This window comes from Bradyrhizobium sp. NBAIM01, assembly GCF_020194115.1.
GTDB lineage: Bacteria > Pseudomonadota > Alphaproteobacteria > Rhizobiales > Xanthobacteraceae > Bradyrhizobium > Bradyrhizobium yuanmingense.
Genome location: NZ_JADYVU010000002.1, coordinates 382,788 through 405,422 on the forward strand (window position 1 = coordinate 382,788; position 22,635 = coordinate 405,422).

Annotated in this window: 26 protein-coding genes; 7 read left to right on the plus strand and 19 right to left on the minus strand. The window is 65.3% G+C overall.

The features are described 5' to 3' along the window. Positions 1–73: 73 nt before the first annotated feature. From I6F31_RS08145 to I6F31_RS08155, 3 genes are all read left to right on the plus strand, one after another. On the plus strand, positions 74–661 hold the full coding sequence (locus tag I6F31_RS08145; protein WP_035997718.1) for an N-acetyltransferase: 588 nt from the start codon (positions 74–76) through the stop codon (positions 659–661). Between the two features lie 146 nt (positions 662–807). Then, entirely contained in the window at positions 808–1,197 is a 390-nt protein-coding gene (locus tag I6F31_RS08150) for a RidA family protein (RefSeq protein WP_225156845.1), read from the plus strand. 59 nt (positions 1,198–1,256) lie between these two features. Next, on the plus strand, positions 1,257–2,699 hold the full coding sequence (locus tag I6F31_RS08155) for a homospermidine synthase (protein ID WP_035997714.1): 1,443 nt from the start codon (positions 1,257–1,259) through the stop codon (positions 2,697–2,699). Positions 2,700–2,851: 152 nt separating this feature from the next. On the opposite strand, the gene I6F31_RS08160 is transcribed toward I6F31_RS08155, so the two are convergent. The 11 genes from I6F31_RS08160 to I6F31_RS08210 form a co-directional block, all read right to left on the minus strand. Next, positions 2,852–3,190, minus strand: a complete 339-nt coding sequence (locus tag I6F31_RS08160; RefSeq protein WP_225185240.1) for a hypothetical protein — start codon at positions 3,188–3,190, stop codon at positions 2,852–2,854. Between the two features lie 100 nt (positions 3,191–3,290). Further along, a complete protein-coding gene (locus I6F31_RS08165; protein WP_225185241.1) occupies positions 3,291–4,007 on the minus strand; it encodes an MgtC/SapB family protein in 717 nt (238 codons plus the stop codon). A 30-nt stretch (positions 4,008–4,037) separates the two neighbouring features. Continuing rightward, positions 4,038–5,057, minus strand: coding sequence for a WD40 repeat domain-containing protein (locus I6F31_RS08170; RefSeq protein WP_225185242.1), 1,020 nt, complete (start codon positions 5,055–5,057; stop codon positions 4,038–4,040). After that, positions 5,057–6,106, minus strand: a complete 1,050-nt coding sequence (locus tag I6F31_RS08175) for a GTP-binding protein (RefSeq protein ID WP_225185243.1) — start codon at positions 6,104–6,106, stop codon at positions 5,057–5,059. Before I6F31_RS08175 ends, I6F31_RS08170 begins: the two co-directional genes overlap by 1 nt. Positions 6,107–6,162: 56 nt before the next feature. Then, the gene (locus I6F31_RS08180; protein WP_225185365.1) at positions 6,163–7,026 is read right to left on the minus strand and encodes a zinc ABC transporter substrate-binding protein; all 864 of its coding nucleotides are present in this window, start codon (positions 7,024–7,026) and stop codon (positions 6,163–6,165) included. A 2-nt stretch (positions 7,027–7,028) separates the two neighbouring features. Then, positions 7,029–7,898, minus strand: coding sequence for a metal ABC transporter permease (locus I6F31_RS08185; RefSeq protein WP_225126496.1), 870 nt, complete (start codon positions 7,896–7,898; stop codon positions 7,029–7,031). 5 nt (positions 7,899–7,903) lie between these two features. Continuing rightward, on the minus strand, positions 7,904–8,659 hold the full coding sequence (locus tag I6F31_RS08190; RefSeq protein WP_225185244.1) for an ABC transporter ATP-binding protein: 756 nt from the start codon (positions 8,657–8,659) through the stop codon (positions 7,904–7,906). 2 nt (positions 8,660–8,661) lie between these two features. After that, entirely contained in the window at positions 8,662–8,904 is a 243-nt protein-coding gene (locus I6F31_RS08195) for a hypothetical protein (RefSeq protein WP_035997699.1), read from the minus strand. Between the two features lie 56 nt (positions 8,905–8,960). After that, positions 8,961–9,461, minus strand: coding sequence for a hypothetical protein (locus I6F31_RS08200; protein ID WP_036036588.1), 501 nt, complete (start codon positions 9,459–9,461; stop codon positions 8,961–8,963). Further along, the gene (locus I6F31_RS08205; RefSeq protein ID WP_057028225.1) at positions 9,458–10,069 is read right to left on the minus strand and encodes a permease; all 612 of its coding nucleotides are present in this window, start codon (positions 10,067–10,069) and stop codon (positions 9,458–9,460) included. The genes I6F31_RS08200 and I6F31_RS08205 overlap by 4 nt, the downstream gene beginning before the upstream one ends. A 258-nt stretch (positions 10,070–10,327) precedes the next feature. Beyond that, positions 10,328–10,924, minus strand: a complete 597-nt coding sequence (locus tag I6F31_RS08210; RefSeq protein WP_027573470.1) for a superoxide dismutase — start codon at positions 10,922–10,924, stop codon at positions 10,328–10,330. A gap of 243 nt (positions 10,925–11,167) precedes the next feature. Between I6F31_RS08210 and I6F31_RS08215 the strand changes: the two genes are divergently transcribed. The 3 genes from I6F31_RS08215 (at position 11,168) to I6F31_RS08225 (ending at position 13,707) form a co-directional block, all read left to right on the plus strand. After that, positions 11,168–11,695 carry a GNAT family N-acetyltransferase gene (locus I6F31_RS08215; RefSeq protein WP_035997755.1) on the plus strand — a complete coding sequence of 176 codons (528 nt, stop codon included), beginning with the start codon at positions 11,168–11,170 and terminating at the stop codon, positions 11,693–11,695. Between the two features lie 82 nt (positions 11,696–11,777). Further along, positions 11,778–13,163, plus strand: a complete 1,386-nt coding sequence (locus I6F31_RS08220) for an MATE family efflux transporter (RefSeq protein WP_225185245.1) — start codon at positions 11,778–11,780, stop codon at positions 13,161–13,163. A 109-nt stretch (positions 13,164–13,272) separates the two neighbouring features. Beyond that, positions 13,273–13,707, plus strand: a complete 435-nt coding sequence (locus I6F31_RS08225) for a DUF2147 domain-containing protein (RefSeq protein ID WP_036021332.1) — start codon at positions 13,273–13,275, stop codon at positions 13,705–13,707. On the opposite strand, the gene I6F31_RS08230 is transcribed toward I6F31_RS08225, so the two are convergent. After that, on the minus strand, positions 13,704–14,855 hold the full coding sequence (locus I6F31_RS08230; RefSeq protein WP_225140969.1) for a DUF3095 domain-containing protein: 1,152 nt from the start codon (positions 14,853–14,855) through the stop codon (positions 13,704–13,706). The genes I6F31_RS08225 and I6F31_RS08230 overlap by 4 nt on opposite strands. Before the next feature lie 204 nt (positions 14,856–15,059). Between I6F31_RS08230 and I6F31_RS08235 the strand changes: the two genes are divergently transcribed. After that, positions 15,060–15,455 (plus strand): hypothetical protein, encoded by a 396-nt coding sequence (locus I6F31_RS08235; protein WP_225185366.1) that lies wholly within the window; start codon positions 15,060–15,062, stop codon positions 15,453–15,455. A 4-nt stretch (positions 15,456–15,459) separates the two neighbouring features. On the opposite strand, the gene I6F31_RS08240 is transcribed toward I6F31_RS08235, so the two are convergent. The 7 genes from I6F31_RS08240 to htpG form a co-directional block, all read right to left on the minus strand. Continuing rightward, on the minus strand, positions 15,460–15,669 hold the full coding sequence (locus tag I6F31_RS08240) for a hypothetical protein (RefSeq protein ID WP_035997682.1): 210 nt from the start codon (positions 15,667–15,669) through the stop codon (positions 15,460–15,462). Positions 15,670–15,795: 126 nt separating this feature from the next. Beyond that, the gene (locus I6F31_RS08245; protein ID WP_036021322.1) at positions 15,796–16,518 is read right to left on the minus strand and encodes an SDR family NAD(P)-dependent oxidoreductase; all 723 of its coding nucleotides are present in this window, start codon (positions 16,516–16,518) and stop codon (positions 15,796–15,798) included. Continuing rightward, positions 16,511–17,893: a fatty acid--CoA ligase family protein gene (locus I6F31_RS08250; protein WP_225185246.1), complete on the minus strand. Its 1,383-nt coding sequence runs from the start codon at positions 17,891–17,893 to the stop codon at positions 16,511–16,513. Before I6F31_RS08250 ends, I6F31_RS08245 begins: the two co-directional genes overlap by 8 nt. Continuing rightward, positions 17,880–18,125, minus strand: coding sequence for an acyl carrier protein (locus I6F31_RS08255; protein ID WP_015688794.1), 246 nt, complete (start codon positions 18,123–18,125; stop codon positions 17,880–17,882). Before I6F31_RS08255 ends, I6F31_RS08250 begins: the two co-directional genes overlap by 14 nt. A gap of 142 nt (positions 18,126–18,267) precedes the next feature. Further along, positions 18,268–20,082 carry a long-chain-acyl-CoA synthetase gene (locus I6F31_RS08260; RefSeq protein WP_225185247.1) on the minus strand — a complete coding sequence of 605 codons (1,815 nt, stop codon included), beginning with the start codon at positions 20,080–20,082 and terminating at the stop codon, positions 18,268–18,270. Between the two features lie 202 nt (positions 20,083–20,284). Further along, positions 20,285–20,563 carry a DUF3551 domain-containing protein gene (locus I6F31_RS08265; protein ID WP_035997672.1) on the minus strand — a complete coding sequence of 93 codons (279 nt, stop codon included), beginning with the start codon at positions 20,561–20,563 and terminating at the stop codon, positions 20,285–20,287. A gap of 168 nt (positions 20,564–20,731) precedes the next feature. Next, complete coding sequence (gene htpG / locus I6F31_RS08270; protein ID WP_057028230.1) at positions 20,732–22,609, minus strand: molecular chaperone HtpG; 1,878 nt, start codon at positions 22,607–22,609, stop codon at positions 20,732–20,734. Positions 22,610–22,635: the final 26 nt, after the last annotated feature.

The window sequence follows — 22,635 nt, forward strand, 5'->3', positions numbered from 1 at the left end:
ACATCTCGATTTCTGACGACGTCTTGGACAGGCGTGCTGTGCGCACGCCGGTTCAAGCGGGGACTGACGTGCCATGACTGCTCCTCGGAAGCCGCAAGTTGCCCTCACCTCGAAAGCCGCTCCGTTCGTGATCCGTGCGGAACGTGCTGGAGACGTCGCGACGCGTGAAGCGCTGCTCGATGCTTGCTTTGGCGAGAACCGCCATGGCCGCACCTGCCAGCGCCTGCGCGACGGACGCGCGCCCGCTGCAGGCCTTGCCCTGTCGGCGATGCGCGAGGGCAAGCTCGTGGGAACCGTGCGGCTGTGGCATGTCAGCGCCGGAGGCAGGCCCGCTCTGGTCCTCGGACCGCTGGCGGTCGACCCTGCCTGCCGCGAGCTCGGGATCGGCGCCGCGCTGATGCAACAAGCGCTGGCTGCCGCCCGGGCGCGCGGGCATGGCGCCGTGATCCTGCTCGGCGATGCCCCCTATTACGCCCGCTTCGGCTTCACAGCCGAGAAGACCGCCGAGCTGTCGCTGCCCGGCCCGTTCGAGCGCAACCGCCTGCTGGCGATCGAGTTCACTGATGGCGCGCTCGATGGCGCCGCCGGGATGATCGTCCCGACCGGCGCGGCCCTGCCCAAACGGAGGTCGGTTCGCGCGCCTGAGGCGCACGCGGCCTGAGGGATCGCTGGCGTAGCGAAGACCGCAGCCGCATCGAGTGGCGACGCCCTGCCGCGCCTGCGCGAGGCCCGTTCCTTTGGGGTTGCGCAGGCGCCGGAAACGCCCTTTAACCCCGCGAAACACCCCTTCAGTCGAGGCCCATGACCATGTCCCGTCGCCTGATCTCCACCGGCTCCCCGCTCGAGAAGTCCGTCGGCTACAGCCGTGCCGTGATCGACGGCGAGTTCGCCTTCGTCGCGGGAACCACCGGCTATGACTACACCACGATGACGATGCCATCAGATGTCACGAGCCAGTCACGCAACTGCTTCAAGACCATCGCCGCCGCCCTGCAGGAGGGCGGATTCGAGATGGCCGATATCGTCCGTGCGACCTATTACGTGACCGACGCCAGCTATATCGATGCCCACTTCGCCGTCTGCGGCGAGGTCCTCGGCGACATCAGGCCGGCGGCGACCTTGCTGGTCGTCTCTGCCCTGGCGAGGCCCGAGATGAAGGTCGAGATCGAAGTCACCGCCAAGCGCCGCAGCATCTGACAAGCGCCGCAGCGCCTGATCCATCCCTCACTGCCAGCACGTTCCGGAGAACCCATCCCATGAGCCCTCCCTCGCAGATCTACGCGAAGATCACCGGCCCCATCGTCATGGTCGGCTTCGGCTCCATCGGCAAAGGCACGCTGCCCCTGATCGAGCGGCATCTCGATTACGACAAGTCGCGCATCACCGTGCTCGATCCCAAGGACGAGGGCCGCAAGGCGCTTTGCGAGAAGCACAATGTCCGCTTCATCCAGAAGGGGCTGACCAAGGACAATTACCGCGAGGTGCTGACCCCGCTGCTCACCGAGGGCGGCGGCCAGGGGTTCTGCGTCAATCTGTCGGTCGATACCGGCTCGACCGACATCATGGAGCTCTGCAACGAGCTCGGCGCGCTCTACATCGACACCGTCAACGAGCCCTGGCTTGGCTTCTATTTCGATTCCTCGAAGGGTCCGGAAGCGCGCTCCAATTACGCGCTACGCGAAACGACGCTGGCCGCCAAGAAGGCCCGTCCCGCCGGCTCGACCACGGCCATCTCCTGCTGCGGCGCCAATCCCGGCATGGTCTCCTTCTTCGTCAAGCAGGCGCTGCTCAATGTCGCCGCCGATCTGAAGCTCAATGCACCCAGGCCGAAGACCAAAGGCGAATGGGCGGATTTGATGCGGCAGGCCGGCATCAAGGGCATCCACATCGCCGAGCGCGACACCCAGCGCTCGAAGAAGCCGAAGGAGCCGGACGTCTTCGTCAACACCTGGTCGGTGGAAGGCTTCCTGTCGGAAGGCATGCAGCCATCCGAGCTCGGCTGGGGCACCCATGAGAAATGGATGCCCGAGAATGCGCACACCCATGAAGCCGGCTGCGGCGCTGCCATCTATCTGATGCAACCCGGCGCCAACACGCGCGTGCGCACCTGGTGCCCGACCCGCGGCGCCCAGTATGGCTTCCTGGTCACCCACAACGAATCGATCTCGATCGCCGATTACTTCACCGTACGCGACGCCTCGGGCAAGGCGATCTACCGGCCGACCTGCCACTATGCCTACCATCCGGCCGACGATGCCGTGCTGTCGCTGCATGAAATGTTCGGCCGCGCCGGGAAGATGCAGGAGAAGCACCACATCCTCGACGAGAACGAGATCGTCGACGGCATCGACGAGCTCGGCGTGCTGCTGTTCGGCCATGACAAGAACGCCTATTGGTTCGGCTCGCAGCTCTCCATCGAAGAGACCCGCGAGCTCGCGCCCTACCAGAACGCCACCGGCCTGCAGGTGACCTCCGCCGTGCTCGGCGGCATGGTCTGGGCGCTGGAGAACCCGAACGAAGGCATCGTCGAGGCCGACGAGATGGATTTCGAGCGCCTGCTCGAAATTCAGCTGCCCTATCTCGGCCCGGTGAAGGGCTTTTATACCGACTGGACGCCGCTGACGGATCGTCCGGGACTGTTCCCGGAGGACATCGACACCAGCGATCCCTGGCAGTTCCGGAATATCCTGGTGCGGTGAGGCGGGGCTCTCTCCGCCCGTCATTCCGGGGCGCGCCACTTGGCGCGAGCCCGGAATCCATCGGGCGGCAGACTCTGCAGGTAAATGGATTCTCAGGTGCGCAATTGCGCACCGTAGTTCGCGCTTCGCGTGCCCCGGAATGACCGGAAAAACTACTTCTTCTCCATGGGCGGCGCGATCTTCTCGGCCGGGGCCGGCGGCAGCGCCGGTTTGGCCGCACCAGCCGCGCCCTGCGTCTGCGACTCCGGCCGTGCGGGCTCGGGGGCCGGCGTCGTCGGACGATCGCCGCCGGGCTTCGCCTCCGCGGGCACCTTGCTCTGTTCGTCGGACGGGGTGCCCTGGAGCGGGGGCGTCGCCTGCGCCAGCTGCATGCGGCTTTCGGCGCGGATTTGCGCCAGGGACATCACCGACACCGCAACGCCTGCTGCGAACAGCGCACCGGCGATTGTCAGGTTGAGCTTCAGTCTAAGCTTGTCATCTCGGCCGGGCATGTCGATCACCGCCTTTGTTCGCGGAATCAACGAAACTGGGGCGCGCCGGTTCCGGAACCGAAAACGCGCGGAACCCACCCGCACGCGCCAAAACGCCGCGCTACTCCGTCGTGCTGACTTCCCAAGTTGCATGCCGCACGCCCGGCAGATGCTGCAGATCGGTCGCGACCGCGTTCAGCTCGTTCGGGTCGACCGCGGTCGCAACCAGCTTGGCGGCGATCTCCAGAATGCCGTCGCTGATCTCGGCGACCTCGATATCGGCCACCGCATATTTCGCCGCTTCGAGCTTGTCGACGAGGCGGTCGCGCATGTCGGGCAAGGCGTTGGCCGCAACCGCGAGCTTGAAATAGTAGGTCGCCTCCAGCGCCTTCTCGTTCAGCGGGATGCGGTTGATGGCGTTGACCAGCGGGCGCAGCATGGTGTTGCCGGCGATGACGAACACGGTCAGCGCGGCCGCCTGTGCGATCATGTCGGCGCCGGCACAGGAGCCGACCGCGGCCGAGGCCCACAGCGTCGCCGCGGTGTTGAGCCCGCGCACATCCATGCCCTGCTTCATGATGACGCCGGCTCCCAGGAAGCCGATGCCGGAGACGACATAGGCGATCACCCGGACCGCGCCGTCGGCGCCATCCAGCTGCATGGCGAGATCGACGAAGGCGGCAGCGCCCACCGCGACCAGCACGTTGGTGCGCAGCCCCGCGGTGCGCTGACGGTATTGCCGTTCGGCGCCGATCAGCGTGCCCAGCACGAAGGCCGTGATCAGGCTGACCAGGGTGTCGCCAAAGTCGGCAAGCTGGAAGGTCGTCAGAAATCGCATGGTTCCCTATACGGCGGGAACCATGACAGATTAAAGCTCGACCAGACCGCCGTCCCCATTTTCGTCGGCAAAGGCCAGCAGCGTGCCTTTGGCGTTCCAGGCGATCGCGGCCACCGGCGGCGTGCCATTGCGGCGGACCAGGATCTCCGCGCCATCCTCCAGACGGACCATCAGCACGGTGCCATCGCTGTAACCGGCGGCGAGGATGTCGTTCTTGGGATGACAGGCGACCGCGGAGACGCGCGCCTGCAGCGGCGCGAGCATCGCGGGCTCCTTGCCCATCGGGCCGTCCTTGCTGCCGAACGGCCAGATGATCACGGTGTCGGCGCCCGAGGTCGCCAGCCCCTTGCCGCCGGCGCTCCACGACATCGAGCGGACGCGGCCCGGATAGCCGGTCATGCGCATGTGCCTGTTGTCGGCGAGCCGCCAGCCGTGCAGCGCCGGCTCGTGCATGGCGGTGACCAGGAATTTGTTGTCGGGGCTGAAGGTGACCGCGTGATGCGAGCCGGCCCAGGGCAGGAATTCGGCCGATCCCGCCATGTTCGGAAACCACAGTGTCACGCCGTTGTAATGCGCGATTGCGAGCCGCAGGCCCTTCGGCGCGAAGGCAAGGCCGCCGACCGTCGAGGGCACGTCGATCGACTTCTCCTCAGCCTTGCCGCTCTTGACGGTCGCGGTCTTGCCGGCCGACCAGGCGAACGCGCCGTCGGCGTGCAGCGCCACCGCGTCGATCCAGCGCCGCTTGGGATCGGTGGCGAGCAGCGTCACCTCGCCCTTGGCATCGATCGAGACGACCTTGCCGTCGTCGCCGCCCATGACGAGGCGCTTGCCGTCGGAGGCGGTCGAGAGAATGCCGCCGCTATGCACGGCAACCGTGGTGATCTCGCAATTGGCATCGACGAATGCGACGTTCTCCTCGCCGCCGACGAAGGCGGCGCGATCCTTCAGGAAATGCACCGAGGTCACGGCCATGCCGAGCGCAATCGGCTGGACGCGGTCGGTGACGGAAACGATCGAAGCGGACTCGGGCGCTGGCGTAAACTCTTTCATCACGAGACGATGCAGCTCTCGAAACCCTTGCGGATCGCCTCTTCGGGCAATTCGCGGCCGATGAAGACGAGGCGGCTCTCGCGCGGCTCGCCCTCCTTCCACTTCCGCTGGTGGTTGCCCTCCAGCATCATGTGGACGCCCTGGAAGACGTAGCGATCGTCGTCGTCGTGGAAGGCGAGGATGCCCTTGGAGCGCAGGATCTTGCCGCCCTCGACCTGCACCAGGTTCTGCAGCCAGGGCATGAACACGTTGGGATCTAGCGGCTTGTCGGTCTTGAGCGAGAGCGACTGCATCTCCTCGTCGTGATAGTGCTTCAGGCCGTGGCCGTGATCATGGTGATGGCGATCGTGGCCGTGATGGTGGTGATGATCATGATCGTGGTCATGATCGTCGGCCTCCAGGAAAGCCGGCTCGATGTCGAGGATGCGGTCGAGGTCGAAGGCGCCGCGGTCGAGCACGTCGGCCAGCGCCACCGCGCAGCGCTCGGTGCGATGCAGCTTCGCATAGGGATTGATGCCGCGAATGCGGGCCTCGACCTCGGCGAGCTCGCCCTTGTTGACGAGGTCGGTCTTGTTCAGAACGATGACGTCGGCAAAGGCGATCTGGTTCTTGGCCTCTGGTGCATCCTTCAAACGGTCGGACAGCCATTTGGCGTCGGCGACCGTCACGACCGCATCGAGCCGGGCGTTCTTCTGCACGTCCTCATCGACGAAGAAAGTCTGCGCGACGGGGGCGGGATCGGCAAGACCGGTGGTCTCGACGATGATGGCGTCGAACTTGCCCTTGCGCTTCATCAGGCCGTCCATGATGCGGACGAGGTCGCCTCGTACGGTGCAGCAGATGCAGCCGTTGTTCATCTCGAACACTTCCTCATCGGCGCCGATGATGAGGTCGTTGTCGATGCCGATCTCGCCGAATTCGTTGACGATGACGGCGTATTTCTTGCCGTGGTTCTCCGACAGGATGCGGTTGAGCAGCGTGGTCTTGCCGGCGCCGAGATAGCCGGTCAGCACGGTCACGGGAATCTTCTGGGAGGTCGCGTCAGACATAACAACTCCGGACTTCAAGGCTTTTTCGCGCGACGCGAGGCGGGGTGGCCCCTGCCCTAATGGTCAAGCGCGCTGGTCAGGGCCTTTATATTGTGCCTGACCATGTCAATGTAAGTGGGTGCAGGGCCCTTTTCGCCGGTCAAACCGTCCGAAACCAGGATGCCACCGACCTTGGCGCCGGTCTCGGCGGCGATCCGCCGGATCAGGCGATCGTCGCTGATATTTTCAAGGAACACGGCCGGGATCCTCGCGGCCTTGATCTGGCCGATGATGGCGGCGATATCTCGCGCGCTCGGCTCGCTCTCCGTGGAGACGCCCCGGGGGGCAATGAACCGGATACCGTATTCGGCGGAAAAATAGCCGAAGGCGTCATGGGTGGAGATCACCTTTCGCCGCTCCGGCGGGATTTTTGCGACGGCGTCGCGGACCTCGCGATCCAGCGTTTCGAGCTTTTCCAGATAGGCCTTGGCCTGGCCGCGGAAAAACTCCGCGTCGTCAGGAGCGGCCGCGGCGAGCGCGCTCGCAATGTCGGTAACGTAGATCTTGGCGTTCGGGATGGACTGCCAGGCGTGGGGATCAGCGGCTGAGCCCAGCTTCAGCGGCGCGATGCCGGCGCTCGCGGTGATCACCTTGGCCTTGCTCCCTGCGGATTGCACGAGGCGCGGCAGCCAGCCCTCCAGCCCGAGCCCGTTGACGATGACGAGCTTCGCCGCCGCGACCCGCTTGGCATCGGCAGGGGCCGGCGTATAGACGTGGACGTCGCCGTCGGGCCCGACCAGCGTCGTCAGGTTGATGCGGTCACCACCGACATTGCGGACGAAATCGCCGAGGATCGAGAAGCTCGCGACGACGTTGAGCCGCTCCGCGGCCCGCAGCGGCGAGGCGATCAGCAACAGTGCAAAGACCAGGATGAGCCGCATCGTCATGCTTCCAGATGCCGGCCAGGAAACAGCTGCCGGACGATGCCGCCGACGCGGCCGAACAGGATGGAGACGATGTAGAGCACCGTCGCCACCAGAATGATCGCAGGGCCCGAAGGCACGCGGGTCTGAAATGAGAGCACGAGGCCGGCATAGCCGGACACCGCAGCAGCAATGACGGCGATGCAGATCATCGCGGTGAGATCGCGCGACCAGAACCTTGCGATGCCCGCAGGCAGGATCATCAGCCCCACCGCCAGCAGCGTGCCCAGCGCCTGAAAGCCGTTGACGAGGTTGATGACGACCAGCGCGAGGAAGGCGAGATGGGCGGGGCCGCCGGCGCGGCTCACGGTGCGCAGGAACAGGGGATCGACGCTCTCGATCACCAGCGGGCGGTAGATCACCGCGAGCACCAGCAGCGTCACCGTGGCGTTGAAGGCGACCACCAGCAGGGTCTGATCGTCCATTGCGAGGATGTTGCCGAACAGCACGTGCAGGAGATCGATGTTGGTGCCCTTGATCGAGACGATGGTGACGCCGAGCGCAAGCGAAGCGAGATAGAAGGTGGCGAGCGAGGCATCTTCCTTCAGCCCGGTCGAGCGTGCGACCACGCCAGCGAGGATCGCGACGGCAAAGCCGGCGACCAGGCCACCGGCCGTCATCGCGAACAGATTGAGGCCGGAGAGCAGGAAACCGACCGCCGCGCCAGGCAGGATCGCGTGCGCCATGGCGTCGCCGACGAGGCTCATCCGGCGCAGCATCAGGAACACGCCGATCGGCGCCCCCGCCAGCGCCAACGCGATCACCGCGGCGAGAGCGCGCCGCATGAACTCGAATTCGGTGAACGGACCGATCAGCGCGTCATAGAGCATCGGATTCAGGCCGCCCGCGAGCTGACATCATCGGCCGCGCACGCCGCCGCGCTGTCGTCGAAGGCCTCGCACATCCGCATCGCGACCAGCAGGTTTTCCGGCGTCAGCACCTCCGCCGTCGGACCCCACGCGACCGGGCCGCGCGCCAGCACCAGCGTTTCGGCGAAGTGGTTGCGCACCATCTCCATGTCGTGCAGCGCGGCGAGCACGGTACGGCCCTCGCCGTGCCAGCGCTTCACCAGCGCGAGCAGATCGGCGGTGGTCTTGCTGTCGATGGCGTTGAAGGGCTCGTCGAGCACGATCAGGCTGGCATCCTGGAGCAGCACACGGGCGAACAGCACGCGCTGCATCTGACCGCCGGAGAGCGTGCCGATCGGGCGGTTCTCGAAACCGCTGAGGCCGACGGCTCCGATCGCGCGGAGAATCTTGTCGCGCGCCGCCTTGCCGATGCCGCCGAAAAGGCCTGTGCCACGCCACAGCCCGGTGCCGATAAAATCGAACACCGAGATCGGGAAGCTGCGGTCGATCTCCGCGCTCTGCGGCAGATAGGCGATGTCGCGGGCATCGAGCCCGCCGAGATGGATCGTCCCGTCGAGCGGCTTGAGGATGCCGACGATGCCGCGCAACAGCGTCGACTTACCGGCGCCGTTCGGGCCGATCACCGCGACCAGCGCGCCCGGCGCGACCTCGCCGCTGAGATGATGCACGGCGGGGTGCCGGTCATAGCCGAGCGTGACGTTGTGAAAGTGCAACGCTGCCATCGTCACCTCATCGCCAGCAAGACGATGCCCCACAGCACGGCACAGACCGCGAGCGCGGCCGCGAGACGGCCCGCCATGGTCATGCGCAGGATCGACCAAGGCGCGGTCTGGGCCGGATGCGGCGAGGTCGCATCGTGGACATGGGCGTGGGCGTGATCGTGCCCGTGCGAATGTCCATGGCCGTGACCATGGGAATGGCCATGAGCATGGTCGTGCTGGTGGGCGTGGGACGCGGCGGGAGCCATTTGCGGATGTTATATTATAACATTACGCCTGTCCACGGCGGGACTGACATCGCGGCTCAGGGCTTGCCGATCACCATGGCGATGGCGGCTGCCACGAATGGGAACGGCACCGAGACGGCGCAGCGGAACCAGACGAAACGGGCGGGCATGAACGGGATCTCCCACAAGATCACCCGCTGGAAGGCGAACAGCGCCCAGGCGACGACATAGGCAACCACCTGCGGCACCCCGCCCCCCGACTTCAACGCCACGGTGCCGATGGAGAAGCCGACCACGGGACCGCCGGGCGTGGCGGCGCCGGCGACCACGGCGGTGGCAACCCCGAGCCAGCCGCTATCAGGGCCGAGCCAGCCGGTGATCACCTCTTGCGGGATGATGGCGGCGATGTAGCCGGAGCCGATCACGCCAAGCGCAATCCGCGGCACGATGTTGACGAAATCCATCGTGCCCTCGCGCAGCGAGGCCACGAACACCGGGCGCCCACGACGAAAGGCGATCAGCCCGACGCCGAGCACCGAGCCCCACAGCAGGATGTCGATCAGAAGCGCTGCGCTCAACTCTCGTCGTCCTTCGCGAGCGGCTTCGGATAGAGCCTGACATAGACGAAGCGGCCGAGGGCGCCGGCGAGCACCGGCAGCGGCAGCGAGATCACGATCCGCCACAGCGTGAAATCGGTGCCCATGATCGGGATTTCCCAGGCGACCGCCCGGCCATAACCGATCAGCGTCCAGCTCACGACCATGGCGATGGTGGCGCCGAAATCGGCGCCGACCGCGAGCAGTGCGCTCGCCACCGGGTAGGCCGTGAAGGGACCGCCGGGCAGAATCGCGCCGAAGGCGGTGCCGATCAGCAGGCCCATCAGGCCGGATTTCGGCCCGAGCGAGCGCGAGACCTTCTCGTGCGGCAAGATCTCCGAGATGAATGCCCCGAGCAGGCAGCCGGCGAGCACGCGCGGCAGGATGCCCGAGAACAGCGAGAGATCGTGGGTGAGGATGTCCAGAACGCCGTCGGTGCCGTCCCGCCGCCAGACCAGTGCCGCACTCACCGCCACCAGAGCTGCGATGATGATGGTCGACCAGCCGATCGGCTTGCGGACCCGGCCCGGCCGCGGCTCGGATTCCGCGTCGCCGGAAGGCGCTGGATGGTTCGGGGAAGGTTCTGACAACGGGCTAGAGTCGCTCGAGGGTGATGCCCGTCCTGATTAAGGGCGGTGTTCCCCCGATGCAAACGGTGTGACGACAGACCCATGCGCGCGCCACGCAGGGCAATTCCGCACAGCAAAAAGGCGGTCGCGCCTGCGACCGCCTTTGTTTCTGTCATTCCAGGACGGCGCGTCAGCGCCGAACCCGGAATCCATCGGGCGTCACCCGAGCAGACAAATGGATTCCGGGCTCGCGCTTCCCGCGCCCCGGAATGACACCTGTCACGCCTTCTCGAACAGGGACTCCACGTATTCCCAGTTCACGAGGTTCTCGACGAACGCCTTGAGATAGTCGGGACGGCGATTGCGATAGTCGATGTAGTAAGAGTGCTCCCAGACGTCGCAGCCGAGGATCGGTGTGGCGCCGTGCACCAGCGGATTCTCGCCGTTCGGGGTCTTGGAGATCTCGAGCTTGCCGTTCTTGACCTGGAGCCAGCACCAGCCGGAGCCGAACTGGCCGACGCCGGCCGCCTGGAAGTCGGTCTTGAACTTCTCGAAGCCGCCGAGGTCCTCGTTGATCTTCTTCTCGAGCTTGCCCGGCAGCTTGGTGCCGCCGCCATTGGGCTTCATCCAGCTCCAGAAGTGGATGTGGTTGTAGTGCTGGCCGGCGTTGTTGAACACCGCGGGGTTCTTGCCGAACGAGCCCTTGACGATCTCTTCAAGGGACTTGCCTTCCCATTCGGTCCCCTTGAGCGCGTTGTTGCCGTTGGTGACGTAGGCCTGATGATGCTTGTCGTGGTGATATTCCAGCGTCTCCTTCGACATGTACTGGCCAAGGGCGTCATAGGCGTAAGGAAGTGGGGGCAGCGTAAAGGTCATGGCTTCTTGTCCGCAACTGGTGGGGAACGAGTTCTAACGGTCACCCCTTATAGAAGGTTCCGCCGCCATTAAATACCTCAGAATTTGCGAAAAGCGTGACTTGGCGCGTCCTGCCTGAATGCACAAATTCGTCGCAACCGGCCGTGTCGATCAGGCCTGCGGTTCGCTGTAAAATATCATTGCCTTTGAGGCGCTTAAGACAGAACAAACGCGCGAAGAAGCGGAGCTGTGGAGGACGACGCCATGAGCATCGAGATCGACATATTGAACGGCGACGCCTCGTGGCCGAGGGCCGAGCCGCTACTTCAGGCGGTCTGGGCACCGCAGTTGGTCGCAGGCAAGCCCTGGGCTCATGTCAAATGGGCCAATGCCGATCTCCGCGTGCTGGTCGAGACGCCCGAGGATGGTCTCGTGTGCCATGTCGGCATCTACTTCCGCACCATCACCTGGAATGGACAGAAGGTTCATATCGGCGGCATCGGCGGCGTCTCGACGCGCGAGGACCAGCGCGGCCGTGGCTATGCGACCGTGGCGATCGACGCGGCGGTGCATACCATGCGCGCCAACGAGGCGGTTCGGTTCGCCCTACTGGTCTGCGAGCCGCACAATTTCGCGTTCTACGAGGCCCGGAGCTGGCTGCCGTTCAAAGGCGAGGTCTATTGCGAACAGCCGGAAGGGCGGATTCGGTTCACCTACATGGCGCCCTATGTCTTCCACATCGTGCGTGCGCCGACGCTGGGCACCATCGACCTATGCGGCCTGCCGTGGTGAGCCCTGCGTGAGCCAGGGCTGCGCCGGCCGGCTCATTCTCTTATAATATGTCGGTCATCATTTAATTTTCCGCCCGGTGAACATGACGATCGACGCCCCCGCAGATGCCGTCCCGCCGGTTGCGCCGGTCGCCTCCCCCATCGCGAGCCTCCTGACCGCGCCGATCCTGCCGACGCTGCTGCGGCTCGCGATCCCCAACATGATCGCGATGGTCGGCAGCACGCTCGTCGCAGTGGCTGAGACCTCCTATATCGGCCGGCTCGGCACCATCCCGCTCGCCGCGATCGCGCTGGTGTTTCCGTTCGCGATGCTGACGCAGATGATGAGCGCGGGCGCGATGGGCGGCGGCGTCTCGTCCGCAATCAGCCGCGCCCTCGGCGCAGGGGATCGCGACCGCGCCGCGACGCTGGCGCTGCATGCCGCCATCATCGGCCTTTGCGGCGGGCTGTTCTTCACGGTGATGATGCTTGCCTTCGGCCGCTCCTTCTTCGCGCTGCTCGGCGGACGCGAGCGCGTGCTCGAGGAGGCCAGCGGCTATTCGCAGGTGCTGTTCTCCGGCGCGGTCGCGATCTGGCTCGTCAACACGCTGGCGTCGGTGATCCGCGGTACCGGCGACATGCGCCTGCCTTCGATGATTCTGATCGGCGCGAGCGCGCTGCAGATCGTGCTCGGCGGCACGCTGGGGCTCGGCCTGTTCGGAGTGCCGCAATTCGGCATGCCGGGCGTGGCGAGCGGGCAGCTGATCGCGTTCAGCTGCGCGGCGATCTTCTTCATCTGGTATCTGTTGTCGGGGCGCAGCCGGCTGCCGCTGGATGTCCGCGCCTTTCATTTCGAGCGCGCGATGTTCCTGGACATTCTCAAAGTCGGCGCGGTGGCCTGCCTGTCGCCGCTGCAGACCGTGCTCACCATTCTGATCTTCACGAAGATCCTCGCGACCTTCGGCACCGAGATGCTGGCCGGCTACGGCATCGGCTCGCGGCTGGAATTTCTGCTGATCCCGATCACCTTCGCCTTCGGCATCGCCTCGGTGCCGATGGTCGGCATGGCGATCGGCGCCGGGCATGTGAAGCGCGCGCGGCGTGTCGCCTGGACCGCGGCTGCCGCCTCGGGACTCACGGTGGGGCTGATCGGTCTCGTCGTTGCGCTCGCGCCGTCACTGTGGGTCGGGCTCTTCACCCGCGATCCCGGCGTCACCGCCGCAGCGCACAGCTATTTCCACTGGGCCGGTCCGGCCTTCGTGTTCTTCGGCATGGGCGTGTCGCTTTACTTCTCCTCGCAAGGCGCCGCACGCGTCCGCGGGCCCGTGCTCGCCTCGACGGCACGGCTTCTGATCGTCGCGATCGGCGGCATCGGACTGATGACCGCGCAGGCTCCGGCCTGGACCCTGTTCGCGCTGGTCGGGGGCGCCATGGTCGTGTTCGGGCTTTCGACCGCCGCCTCGGTCGCATTCGCGCGCTGGGGCAAATGATCGCAGGCAAATAAGCGCCGGCAGATAAGCTCAGAGATGTGATTCCCTCGGGCGTTGCGCGCGCTCGATTTGCTGCTATGGAGTCGCCTCCATTCCAGGGCTCCTCTCCATGACATTCAGATTCGCCGCTCTCACCGTCATTCTGGCTGCGCTGATCGGTGCGCCTTTCGCCCATGCGCAGAGCGCCGACGGGACCTGGCTCACCCAGGCGGGCGATGCGCGCGTCAAAATCAGCAAATGCGGCGGCGGCATCTGCGGCCACATCGTCTGGCTGCGCGAGCCCATGGACAGCGCGACCGGCCAGCCCGCCACCGACAGCAAGAATCCCAATCCCGCGCTGGCCAGGCGTCCGATGATCGGCCTGCCATTGTTCAGCGGCATGGAGCCGGCTGGACCGAACAAATGGTCGGGCCAGATCTACAATGCCGACGACGGCAGCACCTATGCGAGCAACATCAGCCTGACTGGCGCGGACGCGCTGCGGGTCGAAGGCTGCGTCGGCGCGCTCTGCGGCGGTGAGACCTGGACGCGCGCGGGGCGCTAACCCGCTGCCATCATCGCCTTCAACGCCGTCGCCGCCGAGGCATAGCCGCCGCGCGCGCCGTCGATGAAATGGACGTGATCGCTGCGCAGCGCCGACGGCGCGAAGCAGGTCATCATCGCAGCGTCCTGCTGGTAGAGGCCGTAGCGCACGATGCCCTCGCGCGCGGCGGCTTTGAGACGATCGTTCAAGGCGCGCTCGAGCTGCGGCGTGCAGTCCAGAATCATGCGCAGGCCGTCGTCGTATTTACGGAAGTCCGAGTTCTCGACCACTTGGCGCTTGTAGAGGCTGGGCACGAAACCGCCGATCTTGATGTCGAAGCGCATGATGAAATAAGCGAACAGCGTATAGGCCAGTACGCTGGCTCTGCGCGCGAGCAGCGGCCCCCCGCGCCTGGTTCGGGCCTCGAATTCCACGCCCTGCGGCGGCCATTTCAACGGGGGCCCCTGCGGCGGCACCGGCCGGCCACCCTCCGGGCTGCGCTCGACGAGATGAATGATGTCCTCGATCACTTTGCGGAAGGCCTGCGGATCGACGCCGCGCGCCGGCATCACCAGCACCGACAGGATCAGGCCGCGCGCCGCCGGCATCACCTCGAAACGACACGACAGGCCGGAGAGGTCCGGCTGCGTGCCGCCAGGCGCCTCCTCGACGGCAAACTCGCCGCGCTTCATCGCGGCGTCGGCCCAGGCGAGCCCGCCGCCCGAAAACATCGCATAGGACAGGTTGGCCGACGGCCCGAACCGGGCGACGCGCACATCGAGGCCCTGTGCGCGAATGACGCTGACCGGCACCAAGGCGACGCGCAGGGTCAAATCGAGGTCTTCGCGCACCCAGGTTGCGGTCGCAGCCAGCGCCTGGCGGGCAAGCTCGACGTCATCTGGCGCCACCGCGAAGCTGGCGCCGTCGCCGCCGAACACGAAGGGAAATTCCCGCCCCTGCAGCGCATTGGTCACCGCCGCGATCACGGCGGCACCGGCCATGTTCACGGCCTTGTAGCGCTGCGCCGCGATCGCCTTGGTCGAATCGACGATATCGGCAACACCGATGCTCCAGTCGTCCGGCAGCGGCGCATAAAGCGCAGGATCCATCAGGCTGGTGAAGCCTCGGAAGACGGGAATGCCGCCATAGAAGGACTCGCCTGAGCTCATCGGGATTGCCGGACTGTTGGAATGCGAAGCAAGATACGTGGCAGGATCGATCCGGGTTCGCTGGCTCGCGCCCCCTTTCGATCATTGGCCGAAAGTGGCCCGGACAACAAGATGCGGCCGCCTTGCAATGCCTCGGCGGGATCATTGATCGGCATCAAACGGCCATCCGGGGAGAGCGGCCTATCGTCGGTCGGCTCCAAGGGGTTGCATGGGAAAATCGAGGTGTCCGACTTCAGCAGCAAGGACTCCACCTCTCCGGTCCGCCGGCGCACGGGTGTCGACCCGATCAGCGCGGTGAAGATGCCGGAAAGATTGACGGAGGCGGTCGATGCCTGGGCTGAAGCTCACCGCCTGACCCGCTCGGATGCGATCTGCAAGCTGATCGAGCTGGGGCTGAACTTGGCACTCCCCGTCTCCGCGCCCGCGCACCCGGTCGTATCGGACGCGACCAAGATCGAAGAGATCGCAGTGCATGAGATCGAGTTACTGCTCGATCCGGCATTGCCGCCAGACGAGCGCGAGCGCCGCATTCGCCGCCTCACCGAAGGGCCGCCGGAATTTTCACACGAACGATTCGACCTGCCGAAGCAGCGGCCGTGAGCGGCTAGTGCAGCTTCTCGTCCTGACGCTTGCGCAGCTGGGATGCAGGGACGTCGTGGCAGCCGATCAGGCGCACGAATTGCTGCGGATACGCCTCGTGGCCGTGATCGCCGGAATTCTGATGCGACATCGGCGGGCAGCGGACCTCATCCGACTTCACACGCACCGGCTCTTTCAGGGCCCGGCTTGAAGCGGTCATGTCTGAAGTGGCCATCGACTGCTCCCCTTCGTTTAGGGCAGATCGATTGACGTAAACCAATCGATTGCGGGGCATCTTACGACCAAATCCGGCTGGCTGTCATTGCGCACGATCAACGCAATTGTGGCAGCCGGGTTCCGTCTACGCCGTGTTCCCGGCATCGATGGTGAACACGGTGCCGGTGACGTTGCGGCCGCCTTCGCCCAAAAGGTATTCCACCATGCGCGCGACGTCATCCGTCTCCGGCAGCCGGCGCAGCGCGCTGCGGCCCGCAATGCGCTTGCGGCCTTCCTCAGACAGATTGTGGGTGAGCTCGGTGTCGATGAAGCCCGGCGCGATCGCGTTCACGGTGATGCCGAGCTTGCCGACCTCACGGGCCAGCGAGCGGGTGAAGCCGGTCGCGGCGGCCTTGGTAGCGCCGTAGACGGAGAGGCCGTTATAGCCTGTCGTCGCGATGATCGAGGAGATGTTGATGATGCGGCCGGCGCCGTCGGCCATCATCTGGCGCGCCACATATTTGGTGAGGATGATCGGCGACAGCACGTTGAGCTGCACCAGCGCCTCGATCTCGGAATTGTGCATGGTGGCCAGCAGGCCTTCGGTGCCGAGACCGGCATTGTTGACGAGGCCGTAGATCGGGCCGAATTCGTCGCGCACGAGCTTTGCGAAGGCCGGGATTGCATCGATCACGGCAAGATCGCAGGCACGGAAATGCAGGCGCCCGTCGGCGGCTGCGATGGCCGCCTTGAGCTCTTCGCTTTCGCGCCGCGCCGCCGCGATGACGTTGAAGCCGGCAGCAACCAGGCGCTTGCCGATCGCAAGCCCGATGCCGCGGCTGCCGCCGGTGACGAGAACGTTATGCATCGGTGCGCGCCAGTTTTCCGGCCGGGGTGACGTCGAGCGCCTCGACGAAGCGGAGGACCGCCGGCACCTTGTGGGATGCGAGCTGGGCGCGGCACAGATCCAGGATTTGGTCGCGGATCTCTTTCGCGCGCGCCGGATCGGTGCCCTCGGTGAGGATCACGTCCGCGACGACGATGCCGCCGGTGATCGGGCTCTTGCGCGACTTCGCGCGCGACATCCGCACATCCGGATGGCGGTTGATCACCGCCTCGATCTCCTCGGGGTGGACCTTCAGCCCGCCGATATTGATGATGCCGCCGCGCCGGCCGACGAAATAATAGCGGTTGCCGCGCAGCTCGACGATGTCGCCGCTGTCGACAAAGCCGTCGTCGTCGGTGAGCGCGGAGGCGTTGCGGCCGATATAGGCATGAGCCGTGCGCGTCGAGCGGATGCGCAGCGAGCCGTCGACGACTTTCATCTCGACGCCGTTGCGGTTGCCGAGATAGTCGGCCGGAAAGCCTTCCAGCCCGTCGTTGACGGCGAACCCGACGCCGGCCTCGGTCGAGGCATAGGCATGGCCGACGGACGCATGGGGGAATGCCGCCTTCAGGCCGTCGAGCACGGCTTGGTCGGCGATCTCGCCGGAGAGACGGACGTAAGCCGGGGCGAACTGGGCGGCCGAGCCGCTCATCAGGAGCTTGCGCCAATGCGAAGGCGTGCCGGAGATATGCGAGACACCGCGCGCCTTCAGCCGCGCGACGTGATCGGCGAGCGCCTCATGGGGATCGGACAGCACCAACGAACCGCCGGAGAGGATGGCACGGAGAAAGATTTGCAGGCCGCCATAGCGGCGGATGTCGTAGAACGTTGCCCAGACCGGTGCAGGTCGGCGCGATGGGCCTTCGGCGACGATCGCGCCGGTCAGCGCTTCCAGCGTATGGCCGGCGATCTTTGGCACCCCCGAGGTGCCCGAGGTGAGCATCAGCCATTCGGTGCCGCGCGCGGTCTTGGCCGGCGCGGCGGCTTGCGGCGGCAATTGCGCGGTGACGACCAGCGGCACGCCGGACGCCGCCCAGAGTTCGGGCTCGTCGGTGACGACGGCATCGATCCCGGCATCCGCGATCAAGGCATCGAGATGCGCCGGATTGAGGTCCGGCGGACACAGCAGCATGCGGCGGGCGATGCCGTCGAGCTCGATCATGGCAAGGCCGGACCGGAGCTGGTCCGACAGCTTGAGCAGCACGGCACGGCCGGAGAGCTCGTGCAGCCGGCCGCCCAGAACAGTGTGCGACAGGATGCCCGTCAGCGACACGACATCATGCACATCGGAGATGGTGCGGCCTTTCAGCTCCGCGCCAAGATGGTCGCGAAGTGCAAAGATCTCACGCGGGGACATTTTCATAGGCCCGCACGAAATCGCCCACCGTGGCGGGGAACGCTGCGTCCTCGGAAATGGTGAAGGGATCGACGCCGGTCTCGTCCTCGAGGCGGGCGACCAGGATGGCGAAGGCGAGCGAGTCGAAGCCCGTCTCATGCAGGGACAGATCGTCCGAGAGGGCGGGAAGCGTGACGTGCTGCTCCTTGGCGATCTGCTGAATCGCTTCAATGACCTTTGACCTTACCGACATGGCTGGCTCGCTTTGTTATCGATCTCGTTGTTGCGGCGCTCTTGCTGACCGCCTCCCCATCGCGGTCTGTTTACCCGACAGAAGTAAATGGCTTCTTGGACAATTCAGATAAAATTGGACCTATCTCTCGATTTTGGTTGCCCTACAGCCTGATCGTACCGCCCGAGATGGCCGCATATGTCTCCGCGTCCAGCGCGAGGTAGACGCCGGATATCGGGTCGAGCATGAACAGCGGATCGGCGACCGCGGCCGGGTCAAATCCCTCGCGGGCGAGCTCGCCCTTCTTCTGCTTGAAGGTCTCGGTGGCGTCGAGCTCGCGCGAGATACGGATGAAGAGCGGGCGGGCGTAGACCGGCAGGCGTTGCGCGAGATGGGCGGGCAGCGCGCTGATGTCAAAGCCCTCGTTCACGACGATCGCGCTCATCCCGGCCCGGCCGTCGGCGCCGGGAATGCTGACGCCATAGGTGGCGGCATCGACGACGCCAATGAAATCGCGCACGGCATCGTTCACCTCGGAGGTCGCGACATTCTCGCCCTTCCAGCGGAACGTGTCGCCGATACGGTCGACGAAATGGAAAAATCCCTTGTCGTCCATCCGCATCAGATCGCCGGTGCGGAACCAGGCATCGCCCTTGACGAAGACGTCACGCAAGACTTTTTTCTCGGTCTCACCGGCATCGGTGTAGCCCTCGAAGCGCCCACCGCCCTCGTCCGCGGTGCCGATGCGGCCGATCGCTTCGCCGGCCTCGCCGCGGCTGCAGGCGGTGCAGAAGCCCTCTTCATTGCGCAGCGGCGCGCCGCTATCGGGGTCAAGCTTGACGAGCCTGGCAGGAAAGCGGTGCGCGAGCAGCGCCGGGACGCGGCCGATCGCACCCGGCTGGCCCTCGACGTTGAACAGCGAGAAATTGCCTTCGGTCGCGGCGTAGAATTCGAGGATGCGCGGAATGGCGAAGCGCGCCTGGAAGTCCTCCCAGATATCGCCGCGCAGCCCGTTGCCGCAGGCGAGCCGCAGGCGATGCCGATTCTCGTATTCCGAGGGCGCGGCCTTGAGCAGGTAACGGCAGAGCTCGCCGATATATTGAAACAGCGTGCAGTCGTGCCGGACGATGTCGGACCAGAAATGCGAGGCCGAGAATTTCTCGGCGATCACTACCGAACCGCCGGCGGCCAGAATGCTGCACGGCGCGACGATGCCGCCGACCGAATGGAACAGCGGCAGACAATCGTAGAGCCGATCCTGCGGCGTCGCGCCGGTGAGGCCAGCGAACCAAAACCCCCAATTCAGGATGCGGCGGTGGCTGATGCTGGCCGCTTTCGGCAGGCCGGTGGTGCCGGAGGTGTAGATCAGCAGCGCACGGTCGTCGATGGTGACCTGGCCATGCTCCTCCGGCGATAGCGGGCCGTCGTCGAGAACGGCAAGCGCGACGTCGATCGCACGTTCGCTGCGGCTATCGCCATGCGTCCAGACTTTTGCCGCCGTCTTCAGATGAGGTGCCGCGCTGTCCAGCATCCCCGCTAGCTCATGCGCAACGATGACATGCATCGGCTTCGCGACATCAAGGCAGTGCGCGAGCGATTGCCCGACGAGCTTGGTGTTGATCAGTGCGACCACGCCGCCGACGCGGCTGATGCCGAGCCAGGCCGCGATATATTCGATGCCGTTCGGCATGATCAGCGCAACGGTATCGCCCTTGGACAGGCCGAGCGAGCGCGCCCAGCGGGCGTAGCGATTGATCCTCTTCGAGAGGCCTTCGTAATCGAGGCTTGCCTCGTCCGCCACCAGAGCAACGCGGTTAGGCTGGCGCTGCGCCCAATCGTCGACGACGTCGGCGAACAGGCGGCCCGGCAGCGTTTCGATCCGCGCGGTGAGCTCGATCGCCCTCAACCAGATCTTGGAAGCCGACGGTGCGCGCGCGGCTTTCGGCTTCTCGATGACGCCGGTGGTCATATTGTTCACTCTTTCGGGCGATCTGCGGTTTCCGGCAGTATAGCCCGCGCGCCCTGACCCAGGCGTTAAGAGACAAGGTAAAACCCGGTTAGGGCGCGATTAACGGTCGGCAGCGCGCAGCCAAGGTCGCACCCGCCGGCAGCGCGCCGACGGGTGTGACTAGGTCGAAAGAGCGATGAATGCAGAAGTCCCGGGCTTGGTCCCGTTCGCCTCAGTGCACCTTCTTGGGACGCCGGCGCGGCGGCGGCGATTCGTTGAAGGCGTAATAGGGATTGAGGTCGCAGGTCGCGGCAAGGCCCGACGCCGTGGCGCGGCACTGCTCCAACGAGGTGAACGAGCAGTCGAAATAGTCACTGCCTCCGCCACCAGGGCCGCCACCGACGTAGCGGTGCATGCAGACGGGATAGGCCGGATCGTATCGCTGCGCGCTGGCATCCGCTGCGCCCAGCAGCGTGAAGACCGCGGTAAGAGTGAGGAATGACAAGCGCATGGGAAATCCTCGAACTGGTGACGTCGCTTCATATGACACAACATCTCGCCGTCCGCGACTGTTCCTGAGACCTGATGACGTCAAGGTGAGTGAGACGCGCAGCGCCAGAGGCGTTGCGCGATGAGCGATCTGACAACCTGGCGGTCCGAATGATGCTGCGAGGCAGCGCTAGCCGCCGAGCCCCTGCAACACCAGCCGGTTCAGCCGTGCCGCGAACGCCGCCGGGTCTTCCGGCAATTCGCCGTCCAGGATCTGCGCCTGCTCGAGCAGAAGCAGGCTGATATCGTCGACGACTGTCGAGCCAGCCTGCGCCTTGGTGACCGCGGTGACCAGCGGATGGCGCAAATTGATCTCGAGGATCGGCTTGGTCTTCATGCCGCGGTTCTGCTGCGACAAGATGCGCTCGAGCTCGCGGCTCGGACCCTGGCTGTCGGCGACGAGGCAGGAGGCCGAGCTGGTCAGGCGCGTCGAGACCTTGACGTCGCTGACGCGCTCGCCCAGCGCGGCCTTGATCACCGCGATGGTGGCTGCTTCGTCCGCAGCCGGCTCGTCCTTCTTCGCCTCGTCCTTATCGTCGATACGCGGAATCAAATCGAGATTGAGATCGCCCTGGCTCAGCGACTTCAGCGGCTTGCCTTCGAAATCCGAGGGCATCGAGGTCCAGAACGCGTCGACGGGATCCGACAGCAGCAGCACCTCGATGCCGCGCGCGGTCGCAGCTTCCAGCCGCGGATTGGACTTCAGCCGCTCAATGCTGTCGCCGACGAGATAATAGATCTCGGTCTGGTTCGGTTTGAAATCGGCGATGACCTGCTTCAGCGACCGCTTCTCGCCCGAGGTGGTGGTGAAGCGCGACAGTGCCAGCAGCTTTTCGCGCCGCTCGAAATCCTCGTAGATGCCTTCCTTCAGCACCGCGCCGAAGGCGTCCCAGATCTTGGCAAAATTCTCGGGGTCTTTGTCGGCAAGGCTTTCGAGCTCGGACACCACACGCGTCGCCACCGCCTTGCGGATCTGCGCCAGCTGCGGATTGTTCTGGAGCATCTCGCGCGAAATGTTGAGCGGAAGATCCTCGCTGTCGACCACGCCGCGGATGAAGCGCAGGTACCCCGGCAAGAGGTCGGCATCGTCGGTGATGAAGACGCGCCGGACGTAGAGCTTCACGCGGCCCTTGCGGTTCGGCTCGAACAGGTCGAACGGCTTGGTCGAGGGCGCGAACAGCAGCACGGCGTAGGAGTAACGTCCTTCCGCGCGGTAGTGCAGCGTCATCGCGGGATCGTCGAAGGCAGAGGCGATCTGCTGATAGGCCTTCTTGTAATCGTCAGCCGTGAGCTCGGATTTGGAGCGCTGCCACAACGCGCTCGCCGAATTGATCTGTCGCGGCTCGCCGTCTTCAGGCACGAGCTCAATCGGAAACAGGATGTTGTCGGAATAGGCGGTGACGATACGCTCGATCTCGTAGGTCTCGAGATATTTCTTGGAATCGTCCTTCAGGTGCAGGACGATCTCGGTGCCGCGCGTCAGGCGCGCCGCTTCCTCGTCGCTGGCACGGGCGATCTCGAAGCCGGAGCCGCCGGAGGACGTCCAGGTCCACACATCGCTCTCGCCGGCGCGGCGGCTGATCACGACGATCTTCTCGGCGACCATGAAGGCGGAATAGAAACCGACGCCGAACTGGCCGATCAGGCCGAGCCCATCCTTGGCCTCTTTCAATTTGGATACGAACGCCTTGGTGCCGGAGCGGGCGATGGTGCCGAGATGGTCGATCAGCTCCTGCCGCTCCATGCCGATGCCGTTGTCGGCGATCGTGAGCGTCTTGGCCGTCTTGTTCGGGATGATGCGGATCTTGAGTGCGTCGCCTTCGCCCAGCAGGGCGGGACTGGCGATGGCCTCGTAGCGCAGCTTGTCGCAGGCATCGGAGGCGTTGGAAATGAGCTCGCGGAGGAAGATGTCGGTTTCCGAATAGACGGAGTGCACCATCAGGTGCAGCAGTTCGGAAACTTCGGCCTGGAAAGGCTGCGTATGCACAGCCGTATCTGACGTCGTCATGCGCTTACCCGGTCAAACAAAAGGGA